We start from the raw sequence: 14,933 nt of genomic DNA, 5'->3' as shown, positions 1-14,933 counted from the left end.
TACAAGCGGACCTTTATCGGGCCCGCTTTGGGTCATGAGCGGGCTCGGCGAAGATGCCCGCTTTCTCGCATCGGTGCCCCAAAGCGGACCAGCTGAAATCCACCCAACCCGGTCGTTAACCTCTGCCTCAACAGGCTGGGAGCGGACCTTCCGAGGGTCGGCAAGGGGCCGGGAGTGGGCCCAGGGAACGGATTCCATCCGTCAGAATTCATCCACTAGAGATACCTGAGCCAGGCGATCTCGCGTCGGGATGCCTTGAAGCGCGAGAACCAGGCCGTCGGCCAGTAGAGGGGCACGACCAAGCCGACGTACCAGACCAGCACCCAGCCGTAATCTGCCACGCCGAACACGCTGCCCTGCGTCGGGCCCCAGATGGCAGCAGCACCGTGATAAAGGAGCCGTAGGATCGTCAGGTGGAGCAGGTAGAAGAACAGCGGCGCACCGCCGAACACCGCCAGGGCCGAGACGACTAGGGCGTCGCGCATCCGTTCAAGGGCAACTAAGAGCAGCGCCCCGATCCCTAGTGTAAGCAGCAGGAACAGCAGCGAGGGGGGATACTTCGTCAGCGAAACGAAGCTTAACGTGGTCCGGAGCGGATCGCCCTCGACCACGAACCAGGGCTTGTCGCCGTAGCTGTTCGCCAGACGCAGGATCACGAAGACGACGAGCATCCCCCAGCCAAGGGCCGAAAATCGGCGCTCGCGGGTCAGCGTCGCAACCGTTGGCAGGAACCACGGGCCGGTCGCGTAGCCGAGCACGATCACGCCGATCCACGGGAGCACCGGATAGGTCGTCTTTGCGACCAGCCCGAACGGCAGCGCAATGACGTCGCGCTGGTGCAGCATCGCCCAGAGCGGGAAGAATTGTTGGTCAGGCTGGAATTGTATCGGATCGAGGAGGTTGTGGCAGCAGACGACCAGCAGCCCGACCGCGAATAGAACCGGACGAGGCAGGCCGATCAGGGCCGCGAGGACGATCATGCAGACGCCGATGCACCAGATGACCTGCAGCCAGAGCATCGGACTGGCCACGCCCCAGTACAGTTCCGAGAGGTAGAGGACCTCCAGCGCCATCAGCACGAGCCCACGCTTCAGCAGGTAGGCCCGTGTCTCCGCCAGCGTATGCCTGGTGCCGAACAGGTACGCAGCGACGCCGGTCAACGCGATGAAGATGGGTGCGCACAGGCTGACGAGGAGGCGGGCCAGGGCCACGGCCGGCAGGGCAGTCAGGGCGTCGACCGGGTCGGCCACGGGCACGTGCAGGAACCAGGTCTCGCGTAGGTGATCGAGGAGCATGAGCACCATCACCAGCCCGCGCAGGGCATCGATGGAGGCGATCCGGCCGGACAGGATCGATAGACTGGTCGATGCCTCCGGCGGCTCCGGACGCTCGACCATCAGAACTGTGCCGTCATGCTGACGGTGACGCGTCGCGGCTCGCCGACGCCGACCCAGAAGGTGTTGTAGGAGCGCTCGTAGTAGGTCTCGTCGAAGATGTTTTCGACGTTGAGCCCGAACCGAAGGTTCTCGTAGCGGTAGTAGGCCAGCGCGTCCGTCAGGATGTAGCCGGGCAGCTGGAAGCTCTCGACCCCGCTGTCGCCGAGGCGCGAACCGACGGCCCGGAACCCGCCGCCGATCCCGAAGCCCTTCCAGTCGCCGGTCTGGACTTCGTAGATGCCGAGCAGGGAACCGCTGTGCCGCGGGATGTTGAGGAGGGGCGACCCGGGACGCAGCACCTCGTCGCGGGTGACCGCCGCGTCGATGAAGGCGTATCCGCCGATGACCCGGAACTCCGGGGTGACCTGCCCTACGAAGCTGACGTCGAAGCCCTGGCTGCGCACGGCCCCGGCGGCGATCTGGAAGAAGAAGTCCGCCGGATCGGTGGTGAGCACGTTCTCCTTCTCGATGTGGAAGGCGGCGGCCGTCACGCTGAGGCCGTCGAACAGGTCGAGCTTAGCCCCGACCTCGTAGGCGAACCCGGTCTCCGGAGCGAAGGGCCGCGTCGCGCTGTCGAAGCCAGTGTTAGGGCGGAACGAGGCGGCGACATTGCCGTAGAGCGCCAGGAACGACAGCGGCTGGTAGACGAGGCCGGCTCGCGGCGAGAAGCCGGTGCGGTCCTGCTCGGTCCGTTCGTTCGCGACCTTGTCCCGGAAGGTCTGGTTGTAGAAGTCGGTGCGGTTGCCCAGCAGCAGCTTCCATTCCGGGCTCAGGGCGATCTGGTCCTGAAGGTAGACCGCCGTGTTGCCGACGTTCTCGCTGGCGCTGTAGCGGCGCGTGAAAGGGGGCTTGGCCTGCCCGTAGACGGGGTTGAACAGGTCGATGGCGAAGGGGTCGACGCGAGGGGTCGAGCGCTGGAGGTTCTCGGTGCTGTTGTAGCGCTCGTGCTCCAGGCCGAGCAGCAGGGTATGGGCGATGGGCCCGGTCTCGAAGCGCCCGACGAGTTCGGCCTGGCCGATGGCGACGCCCCAGGTGAAGTCGTGCTGGCGGAACTCGCGCAGCAGCGTGCGCCCGTCGTCGAGGATCCCGGTCGCGCCGGTCTGCAGGCCGGTGAGGCTACCGGTGTTAAGATGGGTGGCGACCCGCAAATGCCAGTCGGTGTTGAAGGCGTGCTCCAACCGCACCTGCAGCAGCGCGCTCTCGGACACGGAATCGTCGCCCGGCTCGCCGAAGAAGCGCGAGCGCGGGACGAGGCCGAGGCGATTGTTCACCGCGACGGTGCCCCGGTCGAAGGTCTGGCGGTTGCGCAGGTACTGCGCCTCGAACGTGATCTTGGTATCGGGCGTGACCTGCCAGCTCACCACCGGCGCCAGGAGCACGCGGTCGCCGTCGACGTAATCGCGAAAGCTGTCCTGGCGGGCGAGCGCGCCGTTGAAGCGATAGAGCACGCTACCGTCCTCGCTCAGCGCACCGCCGGCATCGACCGTGGTGCGGGCGGTGCCGAAGCTGCCGAACAGAGTGCCCATCTCGACGAAGGGTCGCGCTACGGGCTGCTTGGTGAGGATATTCACGGTCCCGCCCGGATCGCTGCGGCCATAGAGGGCGCCGGCCGGGCCCTTCAGGACCTCGATGGACTGGACGTTCTGGGTGTCGGGCGCGCCGTTGTAGCCGCGGGCGATGTTGAACCCATTCTGGAAAATGTCCTGGGTTGCGAAGCCGCGCACCGAGTACAGGGCGAGGTTCTGGGCGCCAAAATCGTTCTGCTTGCCGACGCCGGGCACGTAGTCGAGGGCGCGCTCGACCCGGGTCGCAGCGGTGTCGACCAGGACCTCTCGGGGCACAACGTCGACGTGCTGCGGCAGGTCGCGGCGCGGCGTCACCGTCTTAGTGCCGCTGTAGAGGTCCGGCATCCGGTAGGTCGGCGCGGCGGTGAAGGCCCCCTCGACCGAGAGCGCGTCGAGCACCACGGCGGTCTCGCCCGAGGGCGCCCCCTGGGCTGCGACGACGGTGGGGATCGCGCAGGACAGGGCCAGCACGGACATCAGCGGGATGGACGGTGAACGGGACACGTTGATGGGCCTCGGGCGACGGCAGTGGCACGTCACCGCGAACGAGGCCGAACCACGCGCAACGCGCATGCTTCCGCACCCGCCGGGGCACCCCGCCCAGCGTGTCTCGCGTGTGACCACGACTGACGGCAGGTCTCCTGGCTCGCGGGTCACTGCCCTTCACCGTCTTCCCGAGCGAGGCCGCTCAGTGACGTCGGTGGCGAAGGGCTCGCCGCTTACAGTTGCGGGGGCAGCCACGGCGTTGGGGCTGCCCCCGCACCGCGTTCCCTTTTGATCCTCCGGGGAGGAACCGTCACGGCCGAGGTACCATGCCGACGCCCATGTCCGTCAACGGACCAAGTGCAATGCACGAGGGGTTATGCCCTGCCGGCAACACTCGGGAAGACGGATCGCTCACTTCGTCCGTCAGCTCAGGACCTCGACCTGCTCCGGCGGCAAGCTACGCCACCAAGCGTCCGGGGATTGGAAAACCTCGTAGGTGAACCGGAGGACCTCATCCGGCTGGCGATGCGACGGGTCCACCCGACCACGCTCCGCGTTGCGGGCTTTCAGGACCTCCCACGGCACGTCGAACACTTTCCACTCCACGGTGAGCCCGTGTCGGGCGACGATCCCAAGCTCGCGCTCGAACACGGGTCTGGTGAGATGTGTGTCCGCCATCACCACGCTGAAGCCGTTCGTCAGGGCGACATCAAGGGCTGCTTCCTTGACCCGGTGCAGGAGGTCCCGGGCCGCATCGTCATGTGAGCCCTGCCTGAGTTCCCAGTAGACCTGCCGGTGCGGCGGCCAGAGCGTCTGCCGGAAGTCGTCGAGGGTGAGGTGGACCCAGCCGTCGAGAGGTCCGAAGCGGCGAGCGTAGGTCGTCTTCCCCGCGCCCGGGCAGCCGATCAAGCCGATCACCCTCTGGGGTGCCCCCGGACGATTCCTGCCGGCCACCGTCCGGGTCACGGTCAGGCCGCCGCCTCTGCATCCTCGTCGTCGCCTGCTGTGGCCTCGATGATCTCGCCCCGCAGGTAACGAGCCTGGGCCTCGGCGACCCGGCGTGCGCCCTGGGCGTGGCGGGTCGACACCGTGCGGCCGGGCGCCTCGGGCCCGCCGTGCTTGATCGCCACGAGTTCCGGATCACCCCAATGGTCGAGCATCTCCTGGAACGCTTCGTAGCGTCCGGCGTCGAAGGCGATGCGTTCGCCCATCATGTCCTTGTAGGGGTGTGCCGGGTGCAGGCCGGCGCAGGGGACCCAGCCCGCCGGGATCGGGGTCGTGGCGGCATGGGTCCGACCGCTGCGCAGGAGCTTCGGCAGCACGTGCGTGTGCGGACCCTCGGGGCTGGTGCCGCCGGACCCGGGGATCGGGGCATAGACCTCGACGCGTCCGACCCGCGCCAGGAACACCCGGTGCGGGCTCATGGCGACGAGGTGCGGCCCGATGGGGTTGGCGTGGTCGAACAACGGCATGCCGACGCCGGCCCGCAGCCGCTCGACGGCCTCCGGATCGCGCACCCGCACACAGGCATCCACGGCGAGCAGGCCGAGGCCGAGGTCAAACAGGATGCCGTCGCGATCCTCGACCCGGGCGGCGTTCCGGTCGGGCCCGAGTTCCGTCACCACGGTCCTCCGGTTCATCGTGCATGTCGCTTCCGGCAGGCAAAGCGCGACCGCGTGGTTCCAGCCCGAGGCGACCGCGGTCTCATAGGCGATTGGCCTCAGGTCGGAACTCGGGGTCAGGGCGATGGCCCCGCGCGCGGTCGCAAGTCCCAGGCGATCGTCAGGGAGGGCCAGGACAGGCTCGTCCGGATCGCGCATGAACTCCGCGATGGCACCGAAGCTGCCGAGGCTCCAGGCCGTGCCCGGATCGGCCAATGCCTCGCGCAGGAGGGCTACGACAGCATCAGGGCTGGTGGGGGAAGGCTGCATCGATGTCCTCCGTATGTGGCCCTGAACGGCTCCAGGGCAGGATATAGTCGGTTCCGTCCGGTCCGGCCCCACGGCACGCCGTGACACCGAACGCATCGGCGAGCAGCCGGTCCGTCAGGGCGACGTCCGGGCGTCCGTCAGCGACGAGGCGTCCCGCACCCAGAACCACGATCCGGTCGCAGAACCGTGCGGCGAGGGTCAAATCGTGCAGAACAGCGACGACGCCGGTGCCGGCCAGGGCCACGCTCCGCAACAGCGTCATGGCATCGAGCTGGTGGGCCGGGTCGAGGGCGGTGATCGGTTCGTCGGCCAACAACCACTCCGCTTCGACGGCGAGCGCCCGCGCCAGCAGCACGCGCATCCGCTCGCCCGTGGACAGGGTCGGTTCGGTCCGCTCGGCGAAGCGCACGACATCGGTCCGTACCATCGCTCGGTTTATTGCGGCATGATCGGCGCCATCGAGGCCACCGAACGCGCGTCGATGCGGCAGCCTGCCGAGGGCGACGAGGTCACGCACCTGCATCGGCCAACCGGCCCCCGCGCCCTGGAAAAGGACCGCGATGCGCTTGGCGCGCGCGTCGCGGGAGATGCCCTTGAGCGGCATACCGTCGAGATCCACGCGGCCCTTGGTCGGGGCGACCAAGCCCGCGAGGGTGCGCAGGAGGGTGGTCTTGCCAGCGCCGTTCGGACCGACCAGACCGACGAGGGCCCCGCGTTCCAGGGACAGGGTGACATCCGAGAGGATGGCACGGCCGCCGAGGCGGACATCGAGGACTGCGGTCGCGAGGCTCATGCGCCGCGCCCTCGCTCACGCAGGAGGAGCACGATCAGGAACGGTGCCCCAACGAGCGCAGTCACCACACCCAGCTTGAGTTCCGGGCGCGTCGCCAGGAGACGAACGCCCAAGTCCGCCGCCAGCACCAGGGCGGCCCCAGCGAGGCCACTCGGCCACAGGCTGGCGCCGGGACGTGAGCCGATCAGAGGTCTTACAAGGTGCGGCACCACGAGGCCGACGAAGCCGATTGCGCCGCTGACGGCGACGCCGCTGCCCACGGCCAGCGCCGCGCCCGTCACGAGGCGCAGGCGCACCGAGACCAGATGGAAGCCGAGACTCGCGGCCGTGTCCTCGCCCAGTGTCAGGGCATCCAGCGCGCGGCCGGTAGACAGCATCAGGCCCCAGCCGACCGCCATCAACGGCAGGCAAAGCCAGACATGGTCCATGCTGCGGTCCGCGAGCGACCCCATCAGCCAGAACACGATCTCCAGGGCCGCGTAGGGATTGGGCGACAGGTTGAGCGCCAGCGCCGTCATGGCGCCGGCTAGGCTCGACAGGGCGACGCCGGCGAGGATCAATCCCAGGGTGGTGCCGCCTCTGGCGGCGACGAGGTTCAGGGCGAGCGCCGCCACCGCGGCGCCGGCGATCCCGCCGAGCGGGAGGGCCAGGCTAAGCGAGGCTGCGAAGCCGCCATAGAAAACCACCACGGCCCCAAGGGCCGCCGCGGAGGAGATGCCGAGGATGCCGGGATCAGCGAGCGGGTTGCGCAGGTAGCCCTGCATCGCCGCTCCGGTGAGCCCAAGGCTGAAACCGACAAGGCTGCCGAGCAAGGCACGAGGTAGGCGCAGTTCCCAGAGCACCAGCGCCGGGAGGGTCGCCCGTCCGGCGATGAGGTCGCTAGCCGCCGCTGGGACATCGAAGGGGGCATACCCGACCGCGATGGACGCGACCGTCAGGACGAGCACAAGCAGGCCGAGTATCCAGACGACCGCGCGGGGTCCGACGACCGCCCGGTCGACCCGCATGGGAGGCGGGAGAGGAGCGTTCATCGTGCCGCCCGTTGGTGTGCCGCCGCAGCGAGCAAGGCCACAACCTCGGCGACCTGCGGACCTGGACAGCTCCAGAGCCGGTTCGGAATCGAGACGGTACGCCCCTGCCGGCGTAGCGCGTCGAGGACGGGATGATGCAGCAGTGCATCGGCCAGCGACGGCGCGCCGGGCTCCCCCTCGTCGAGGACGATGAGGTCGGCGTCGGCCAAGGCCGCCGCTTCCAGCGGGACCTGCCCGAACCGGTCGCGACCGAGTTCGGCAGCGACGTTGGCGAGGCCGGCGGCACGGATCACCGCGTCGCCGAGGCTGTCCGGTGCCACCGTGAAGGCGTTCGGACGCATCACGAGGGCCCGCAAGGGTTTGGCCGCCGGCATCACCTCGGCCAGCCGCGCGTCGAGGTCCGCGACCATTGCCTCGCCGCGCGCCGGGTGCCCGAGGGCCGCAGCGACGGTCCGGATCTGGGCCCGCACCCCCTCGAAGTCGTTGGGTACGCCGAGTTCGAGGAGGGGGAAGCCGACGCGCTTGAGCAGGCCCACCGTGGTCCGTGTCGTGAAGGCACCGGCGACGACGAGGTCGGGCCGCAGGGCGACGATCTCCTCCGACAGGCCGCGTGTCACCGCGATGCCCATGGCCTCCCGCGCGACGGTCGAGCCGCGTGGGTCATGGGCGAGGTAGGTCACGGCGGCGACCTGATCGCGGTCGGCAAGCCGAAGGACGAGCTCGTCCGCGCAGAGGTTCATCGAGACGACGTGCCGGGGTCCCCCGGATGCCGGGGCGGCCATCCCAGCGACAATCGACCAGATTTGGCTGACCGCGAGCATCACCGTTAGGACCGCGATGCCGGACCGTTGTGCCATCGGCGGTCTCAAAACGCGGTCAGGCGGACGCCGCCGTACACGGCGAGGCCTGCCCCGAGGAAGCCGGTGGGGTTCTCGTAGCGGCGGTCGAACAGGTTATCGACCCGCCCAAACACGCTCACCGTCTCGCTGACGTCGTAGTTCACCGCAAGGTTGACCAGGGTAAAGCCCGGGTTCTTGAGCCGGGCCACCGAGAAGTCGCGGTTGCCGTCGACGAAGTGGCCGAGCACGATCACGGTCCCGCTGACGGTCAGGCCCGGGAGGGGGGTCCAGATGGCCGTCGCGCTACCCTTGTGGCGGGGCCGGCGCAGGAGCTCCTGGTGGGTGATCTCGTTCTTGGTCACCGTGTTGGTGTAGTCGACCCGGCCCGTAAGGGTATCGGAGAACCGGACAGCGACGAAGGCTTCCGCCCCGTACGATTCGGCCCGGCCGACGTTCTCGTTCGAGGTGAACGTCGTGTTCGAGGTGATGAGGTTCTTGAAGTCGTTGGCGTAGTAAGTCGCGCCGACGAGGACGCGGTCCCCCAGGGGCTGCTCGATGCCGGCGTCGTAGCCGAGGCTCTCCTCCGGCCTGAGGTTCGGGTTGGCGAAGAAGTTCGAGGCCGGGAAGCTCTGGAACAGCTGGCTCAGGGTCGGCGCCTTGAAGCCGGTGCCGACGCTGCCTTTGATCCGGGTCTCGGTGAAGGGCAGGATGTAGCTCGGCGCGACGCGGAAGGTGGTGGCCGGCCCGAAGGCGTCGTTCTCGTCGTGGCGGATGTTGGCCACGAACGCCGCCCGCTCGAAGGGCGTCAGCTGCACCTCCCCGTAGCCGGCCGTGTTGCCGTTCCTCGCCCGCAAGTTGCCGGCCCCGAACGGGCTCGGGTCGGTGGTCGACAGGCTCTCGTCGTCGCGCTGCGCCCCGAACAGGACGAGGTTGCCGGGCGAGAGCTGGTAGTCGCTGCGGTACTCGTAGCGGGTGCGCTCGCCCAGGCCCGTCGTCGCGTCCGGCGTGGCAAGGGGGTCGAGGGGGCCCCGCTGTCTGTTGAACAAGTTCGAGTAGTTGATCGCGAAGAGGTTGTGGAACCCCGCGAACGGCGTCCACTCGGCCTCGTTGCGGGTGAAGACCTGCTGCACGTCGGCGGCGCTCCGGAACGCCGCCGGGAAGGCTGGGAAGGTGCTGTAGTCGGTGCCCGTGAACAGGAGACGGGAATTGATGAAGCGCGTCACCGAGTTGATGCGGAAGGTGTCGGTGAACTGGTAGCCGAACTTCGCCGAAACCGTCTCGTTGTCGTAAAAATTCGGATGGATCGACCGGCCGAACGGGACAAGGTTCGGCGGCGTCACCGGCGTCACGGCCGCACGGAAGTGCTGGATCGAGACCGAATAGTCGAAGCCGTCCTCCGACCCGCTGATCCTGCCGCTTTGGTTGAAGGTCCCAAACGACCCGCCCTCGATCCGCACGGTGGCCCTGGCCGGTCCCTCGCCACGTTTCGTCGTGAAGGAGATCGCGCCTCCGATGGCGTCGCTGCCATAGAGGCCGCTCTGGGGACCCCTGAGCACCTCGATGCGAGAGAGGTCGTCGGTCAGGAGTTGCCCGAAGTCGAAGGAGCCGTTCGGGTTCGACGGGTCGGTCGCGTCGATGCCGTCGATGAGCACCTTCACGTGGTTCGAGTTCGAGCCGCGAATGAACACCGAGGTCTGACCGCCCGGGCCGCCGGTCTGCACGACGTTGAGGCCCGGCACCTGCTGGAGGGCATCCGGGACGGTGCGGCGTTGCTGGGCCTCCAGCGTAGCGGCGGTGAGCACGGTGACGCTTGATCCGACCTGGTCGACCGGGGTCGGAACGCCGGTGGCGGAGACGGAAAGCTCGGAGAGCGTGACGGCCGCCTCGGCCCCGCGCGGGACATCGGCGAAGGGGGCGGCGGCCTGTTGCGCAAGGGTGGATACGGGAAGGGAGGCGCAGGCGAGCGCGAGCGTGTGCAGGCACGCGGATCGGGAGGGGAAGGACACGGGACAAGCCTCGGGCGACGTCTGTGGCACGTCACCGCGAACGAGGCCTGGGCGCTTGCCTGCCGTTAGGACAGCCGAACGCCTCGACACCCATCAGGACACCCCGCCCGATGCGTTTCGCGTGTGACCACGACTGACGGCAGGTCTCCTGGCTCGCGGGTCACCGCCCTCTCATCGTCTTCCCAGATGCAAGGCACCCAGTGACGTGTTGATGATGGGCTCGCCGCTTACAGTTGCGGGGGCAGCCGCGGCTTCGGGGAGGCCCTTTCGGACCTCATCCTCACCGCGTTCCCTTTTGATCCTCCGGGGAGGAACCGTCGGGGACAAGGAGCGCAATCAAAGCGTCCGCCGTCAATGGCACGCAAAGGCTTTCCGACGATGTGTGCCTGGAAGGTTACAAGTCAGCACTTACGAAGGTTTGCCTCGGTGCTATTCAGCGTCCGCTTTTCAAAAATTCGGCCCAAAAGCAGACCGTCGCATAACCACCCGCCCCGGTCATAGAGCAGACGGTCTCGTACCGACCCAACACAGTCGTCGGGACCGCCATCAGCGCTTCCCGAAAACGGCCATTCGTCGGCCGTCCGGCGGCATCGCGGTGCTTGATCGTCATGGCCGCGCCTGGGCTGGAATGGACACCATCAACGCGGACTTGAGCCCGTCGATGAACCGACGCACGCGCGGCGGCATGTGCTGCCGGGTCGGGAGAACCGCCCAGATCGCCAACTGCTCCGGCTCGACGTCGTCGAGCGTGACTGTCCTGAGAGTGCCGTCGGCGAGATCCTGCGCCACGTCCCAGTAGGTCAGCAACGCGAGTCCGGCGCCGGCGACGCAGGCCGCGTGCACCGTATCGACGCTGCTGGCCGCCAGCCTGCCCTTGATGCGCTTGGCGACTGGATGTCCGGCGTGGGCGAATGTCCATGCGTCCATCGCGTGCAGCGTCAGGCAGGCATGTACATCGAGGTCCGCGAGACTCCCGGGGTAACCGTACGCCGCGAGGTAGGCCGGCGCGGCGCACAGGATACGAGGGCTGTCCGCAACCCGCATGGCGACCAGCTCGGAGGTTGGCAGGGTCGCCACCCTGATCGCCACGTCGATTCCCACGGCCACGATGTCCACGATCCCGTCCGAGAAGGTCAGGTCCACCTTGAGGCGCGGGTTCTCCGCCATCAGCCGGACGACCAGGGGCACGACAAGGGCTCGGCCGATACGGTGGGGCGCAGTCACGCGCAAGATGCCGCTCAGGCCCTCGTGATGTTCGGAGAAGGCCGCGGTCGCCGCCTCCCGCGCTTCCAGCATCGTCTGCGCGAGCGGCAGGAACGTCTCGCCGTCCGCCGTCAGCGCGACGGACCGCGTGGTGCGGTGGATCAGGCGCACCCCCAGCTCAAGTTCCAGCGCCGCCAGGCGCCGACTGACCGCCATCGGGGACAGTCCCGCCTGCCGCCCCGCGGCCGAAAGGCTGCCGGTCGTGACGATGGCGCAGAACAGGGCCACATCCGAGAGGTTCATCGGCATATCATTGGGCGATAAAATGCTTATCGTCCATCCTGGCTACCGAGTGGATGTCCCGGCGGTTAATTTGCTCTCAATCGAGCGGAGAGAGCAGGTCGGAGGTCAGACATGAGCGCGAACACGGACAGCCTTTTCACGGCGACGGATATAAACGGCGTCTCGCTGCGTAACCGCTTCGCGGTCGCCCCGATGACCCGCGTGAGCGCCTCCGAGGACGGCACCGCCACGGAGACGATGGCCCGCTACTACGAGCGGTTCGCCCGTGGCGGCTTCGGGCTCCTGGTCACCGAGGGTATCTACACCGATCAGGCATTCGCCCAGGGCTACCTCCATCAACCCGGCATCACCGATGACGGCCAAGTCCAGGCTTGGAGACGTGTGGTGGATTCCGTGCATCAACATGGTGCGCGCTTCTTCGCGCAGCTCATGCATGCGGGCGCGATCAGCCAGGGTAACCGCTTCCGTGACACCACCGTCGGGCCTTCGGCTGTGCAGCCCAAGGGTCACCAGATGGAATTCTACTACGGCAAGGGCGCATACCCTGCGCCTGCCGCCATGAGTGAGGAGCAGATCGCCGACGCCATCGAAGGCTTCGCCGCGTCGGCCGCCCGCGCGGTCGCGGCCGGGTTTGATGGCGTCGAGATCCACGGCGCGAACGGCTACCTCATCGACCAATTCCTGACCGACTACGCCAACCGGCGCGACGACCGCTGGGGTGGCGACACGCTCCGGCGCACCGCCCTCGTGCGTGCCGTGTTCGAGGCCGTGCGGGTCGGGGTCGGGGCTGGCGTTCCGGTCGGCGTGCGCATCTCGCAGGGCAAGGTCAACGACTTCACCCATAAGTGGGCGGGCCGTGAACAGGACGCCGAGACCATCTTCGGCACGCTCGCCGACGCCGGGGCCAGCTACATCCACGTCACCGAACACAAGGTGTGGGAGCCTGCCTTCGAGGGCGGGCAGCACAGCCTCGTCGCCTTAGCTCGCCGCTACGCACCGCACGTCCCGCTGATCGCCAACGGCGGCGTGCAGGACCCTGCGCGGGCGCAGGAGGTCATGGCTGCCGGTGCTGACGTCGTGGCGCTTGGCAAGGTTGCGCTCGCAAATTCAGACTTTCCGAACCGCATCCGGGCCTTGCAGGAGGTGGCAGCGTTCGATCCCACCATCCTTGGTCCCATCGCCAACATCAAGCCGAGCGAGTTGGCAGCCTGAGGGGCACGCGGTGCAGACGCCACCATGTCGAAAGCCTCCTGTGCCGGCCCAGATGAATGTGGAGCATGAAGCATGAGCGATGACCTCGGCACGGCGACCGTGAAGCCTGCCCGCACAAAGATCCGCGTCTGGATCGACTTCGTCTGTCCGTACTGCCTCCTGGGGGAGCAGCTCATCCGGACCGCCACCGACGGGCTCGACGTCGACATCGTCTGGATGCCGTTCGAGCTGCGCGCCTACCCGACTCCGACGCTGCGGCCCGAGGACGACTACCTGCCCACGGCATGGAAGCACGGCGTCTACCCCGCCGCCCAGCGGATGGGCGTCACGATCCGACTGCCGACCGTCTCGCCGCAGCCCTACACTCGCAAGGCGTTCCTCGGGCTTCAGTATGCCGTCGAGCACGGGCAGGGAGATGCCTACGTCGATGCGGTCCTGCGCGCCTTCTTCCAGGAGGATAGCGATATCGGCGACACAGACCTGCTCAAGGCGATCCTCCGGGGTCTTGGTCTCGATCCTGATGCCCTCGACACGGTACTCGCCTCGCCGCTCCACGGGGGACGCCACGACGTGGCATTGCTGGAGGCACGAGAGGCGGGCATCCGCGCCGTCCCCTCGGTCGCGATCGGTGATCGCCTGTTCTCTGGCATGCCGCAGCCCGAAATGCTGCGCGCCGAAATCCTACGCCAAATCGCTTAGGTCCCCTTTCCGGTAGCTGCTGAAGTCACGGCTCATCAGTTTTGAGGTCCGAGTCGGATCGGGAGCCGCCCCGACGGCAGTGTTTGCTTCCGCCAACTCCCACCCAGAAGCGGACCATCGCAAATCCACCCGTTCTGGCCATAGAGCGACCCAACAGAACGCGACACGTGGATGCCGCCGCTTGCAGGGCGGCGCCGTGCAGGTATTCCGGGATAGCACATCCAGGCGTACGGCTCGGCTCAGCGGATGATCCAAAGGCCGATCACGGTCAGGCTGACGGTGTAGACCGGACAATGGTCGGCATCGCTGACCACCACCGCGTAGATATGGGAATCCGCGCTCTGCGAAAGTTCGTCCCGGGCGATGTTAGGCAGGAGCTGCTTCGCGACCAGACGCGCGGCCTGAAGGTCCGCGCATTCGGTCCCCTCCTCGTCGAGTTGCATGATGCCGTCATAGACGTCGAAGAAATAGAGGGGCATCGCGGTCCCCATGCGTGGCGGTTTCAAGGGACCGAGACGGACTGGGTGCCCTCATATGCATGTGTCCGGTCGGACGCGGGACTCAGATAGACCGGACGCTAGTCAGTGGCTCATCAGGCAACTGACCGGAGAGTAGGCGAGCAGGTCGCGGGTGACGCCGCCGAACGCCCATTCGCGCAGGCGGCCGTGGCCATAGGCCCCCGCCACCAGCAGGTCGGCGGCGTGCTCGCTGGTCGCTTCTAAGAGCGCTTCGGCCGTCGAGGCACCATAAGCGTCCTTCGGTACGGCGGTGGCGTGGACGTCGTGGGCCTGGAGGTAACCAATGACGTCCCGCGTGTCGCCGGCGCCCGCGCCTTCGTCGACGGTGAGCACCACCACGCTGGAGGCACGCTTGAGGAAAGGCAGCGCATCGCGGACGGCACGATGTGCCTCGCGCGTGTTCTTCCAGGCGACGGCCACCCGCCGCGCATCGAGATGGTCCACGGTCGGCGGGACTACCAGCACCGGGGTGCCGAGCCGCATCACCGCATCGCCCGGATCAACCGACAAGAGCGGACTGCCGTCGTCGCCACGGCCGACGATCACCAGGTCCGCGGCGGCCGACTGGCGGGCCAGAAACTCCAGCGGGAAGTCCAGGTTCGAGCGCCACTCGACCCGGCTTCGGCCGCCGCTGGCCTCGTCGAAGGCCGCATGGGCGATCCGCAGATCGTTCAGGACGGATTCCTGGACCGAGGCGAGGCAGTAGGCACTCCCCAACGTCGGGCCGACGGGCGCTGCCTCATAGGCCGGCATCTCGGCTGCGACGCCGACGAGGCGAGCCTTGAAGTCGTCGGCGAGGTGCCCGGCGAGGCGGATGCGGCTGCGAGCAGCGTCACCGAGATCGACCGAGACCATGAGGCTGGCATAGGACATGGGGATCTCCCTTTCGGTGATGGCTTCGGGATAATCGG

At 67.8% G+C, this 14,933-nt stretch carries 14 protein-coding genes and 2 riboswitches; of the genes, 2 read left to right on the top strand and 12 right to left on the bottom strand.

Annotated features, from left to right (window positions below):
* Positions 1 to 215: 215 nt before the first annotated feature.
* The 10 genes from RQI43_RS02255 to RQI43_RS02210 all read right to left on the bottom strand — a co-directional run bounded on the left by RQI43_RS02255 (position 216) and on the right by RQI43_RS02210 (position 11,599).
* On the bottom strand, positions 216 to 1,397 hold the full coding sequence (locus RQI43_RS02255) for a heparan-alpha-glucosaminide N-acetyltransferase domain-containing protein (protein WP_311274066.1): 1,182 nt from the start codon (positions 1,395 to 1,397) through the stop codon (positions 216 to 218).
* Entirely contained in the window at positions 1,397 to 3,505 is a 2,109-nt protein-coding gene (locus RQI43_RS02250) for a TonB-dependent siderophore receptor (RefSeq protein WP_311274065.1), read from the bottom strand. Before RQI43_RS02250 ends, RQI43_RS02255 begins: the two co-directional genes overlap by 1 nt.
* 109 nt (positions 3,506 to 3,614) lie before the next feature.
* Positions 3,615 to 3,814: riboswitch (cobalamin riboswitch) on the bottom strand.
* Between the two features lie 96 nt (positions 3,815 to 3,910).
* Positions 3,911 to 4,405, bottom strand: coding sequence for an AAA family ATPase (locus RQI43_RS02245; protein WP_311274064.1), 495 nt, complete (start codon positions 4,403 to 4,405; stop codon positions 3,911 to 3,913).
* 50 nt (positions 4,406 to 4,455) lie between these two features.
* Positions 4,456 to 5,418, bottom strand: coding sequence for a DUF6925 family protein (locus tag RQI43_RS02240; protein ID WP_311274063.1), 963 nt, complete (start codon positions 5,416 to 5,418; stop codon positions 4,456 to 4,458).
* Positions 5,393 to 6,211, bottom strand: a complete 819-nt coding sequence (locus RQI43_RS02235; protein WP_311274062.1) for an ABC transporter ATP-binding protein — start codon at positions 6,209 to 6,211, stop codon at positions 5,393 to 5,395. Before RQI43_RS02235 ends, RQI43_RS02240 begins: the two co-directional genes overlap by 26 nt.
* Positions 6,208 to 7,218 (bottom strand): FecCD family ABC transporter permease, encoded by a 1,011-nt coding sequence (locus RQI43_RS02230; protein ID WP_405030540.1) that lies wholly within the window; start codon positions 7,216 to 7,218, stop codon positions 6,208 to 6,210. The genes RQI43_RS02235 and RQI43_RS02230 overlap by 4 nt, the downstream gene beginning before the upstream one ends.
* A 20-nt stretch (positions 7,219 to 7,238) precedes the next feature.
* Entirely contained in the window at positions 7,239 to 8,024 is a 786-nt protein-coding gene (locus RQI43_RS02225) for an ABC transporter substrate-binding protein (protein WP_311274108.1), read from the bottom strand.
* 83 nt (positions 8,025 to 8,107) lie between these two features.
* Entirely contained in the window at positions 8,108 to 10,087 is a 1,980-nt protein-coding gene (locus RQI43_RS02220) for a TonB-dependent receptor domain-containing protein (RefSeq protein ID WP_311274060.1), read from the bottom strand.
* Between the two features lie 120 nt (positions 10,088 to 10,207).
* A riboswitch (cobalamin riboswitch) is annotated at positions 10,208 to 10,421 on the bottom strand.
* Between the two features lie 99 nt (positions 10,422 to 10,520).
* A complete protein-coding gene (locus tag RQI43_RS02215) occupies positions 10,521 to 10,697 on the bottom strand; it encodes a hypothetical protein (protein WP_311274059.1) in 177 nt (58 codons plus the stop codon).
* Positions 10,694 to 11,599: a LysR family transcriptional regulator gene (locus RQI43_RS02210; protein ID WP_311274058.1), complete on the bottom strand. Its 906-nt coding sequence runs from the start codon at positions 11,597 to 11,599 to the stop codon at positions 10,694 to 10,696. The genes RQI43_RS02215 and RQI43_RS02210 overlap by 4 nt, the downstream gene beginning before the upstream one ends.
* A 105-nt stretch (positions 11,600 to 11,704) precedes the next feature.
* On the opposite strand from RQI43_RS02210, the gene RQI43_RS02205 reads away from it, so the two are divergent.
* The gene (locus RQI43_RS02205) at positions 11,705 to 12,805 is read left to right on the top strand and encodes an NADH:flavin oxidoreductase (RefSeq protein ID WP_311274057.1); all 1,101 of its coding nucleotides are present in this window, start codon (positions 11,705 to 11,707) and stop codon (positions 12,803 to 12,805) included.
* A 72-nt stretch (positions 12,806 to 12,877) separates the two neighbouring features.
* Positions 12,878 to 13,504 carry a DsbA family protein gene (locus tag RQI43_RS02200; protein WP_311274056.1) on the top strand — a complete coding sequence of 209 codons (627 nt, stop codon included), beginning with the start codon at positions 12,878 to 12,880 and terminating at the stop codon, positions 13,502 to 13,504.
* A 239-nt stretch (positions 13,505 to 13,743) separates the two neighbouring features.
* Here RQI43_RS02200 and RQI43_RS02195 read toward each other — a convergent pair whose 3' ends face one another.
* Both RQI43_RS02195 and RQI43_RS02190 read right to left on the bottom strand, forming a co-directional pair.
* The gene (locus RQI43_RS02195) at positions 13,744 to 13,983 is read right to left on the bottom strand and encodes a DUF6894 family protein (RefSeq protein WP_311274055.1); all 240 of its coding nucleotides are present in this window, start codon (positions 13,981 to 13,983) and stop codon (positions 13,744 to 13,746) included.
* Positions 13,984 to 14,085: 102 nt separating this feature from the next.
* On the bottom strand, positions 14,086 to 14,895 hold the full coding sequence (locus tag RQI43_RS02190) for a universal stress protein (RefSeq protein WP_311274054.1): 810 nt from the start codon (positions 14,893 to 14,895) through the stop codon (positions 14,086 to 14,088).
* Between the last annotated feature and the right edge of the window lie 38 nt (positions 14,896 to 14,933).

It is taken from the genome of Methylobacterium sp. WCS2018Hpa-22 (assembly GCF_031843785.1).
In the GTDB taxonomy this organism is placed as follows: domain Bacteria; phylum Pseudomonadota; class Alphaproteobacteria; order Rhizobiales; family Beijerinckiaceae; genus Methylobacterium.
This window is presented reverse-complemented; position numbering and strand designations above follow the sequence as displayed.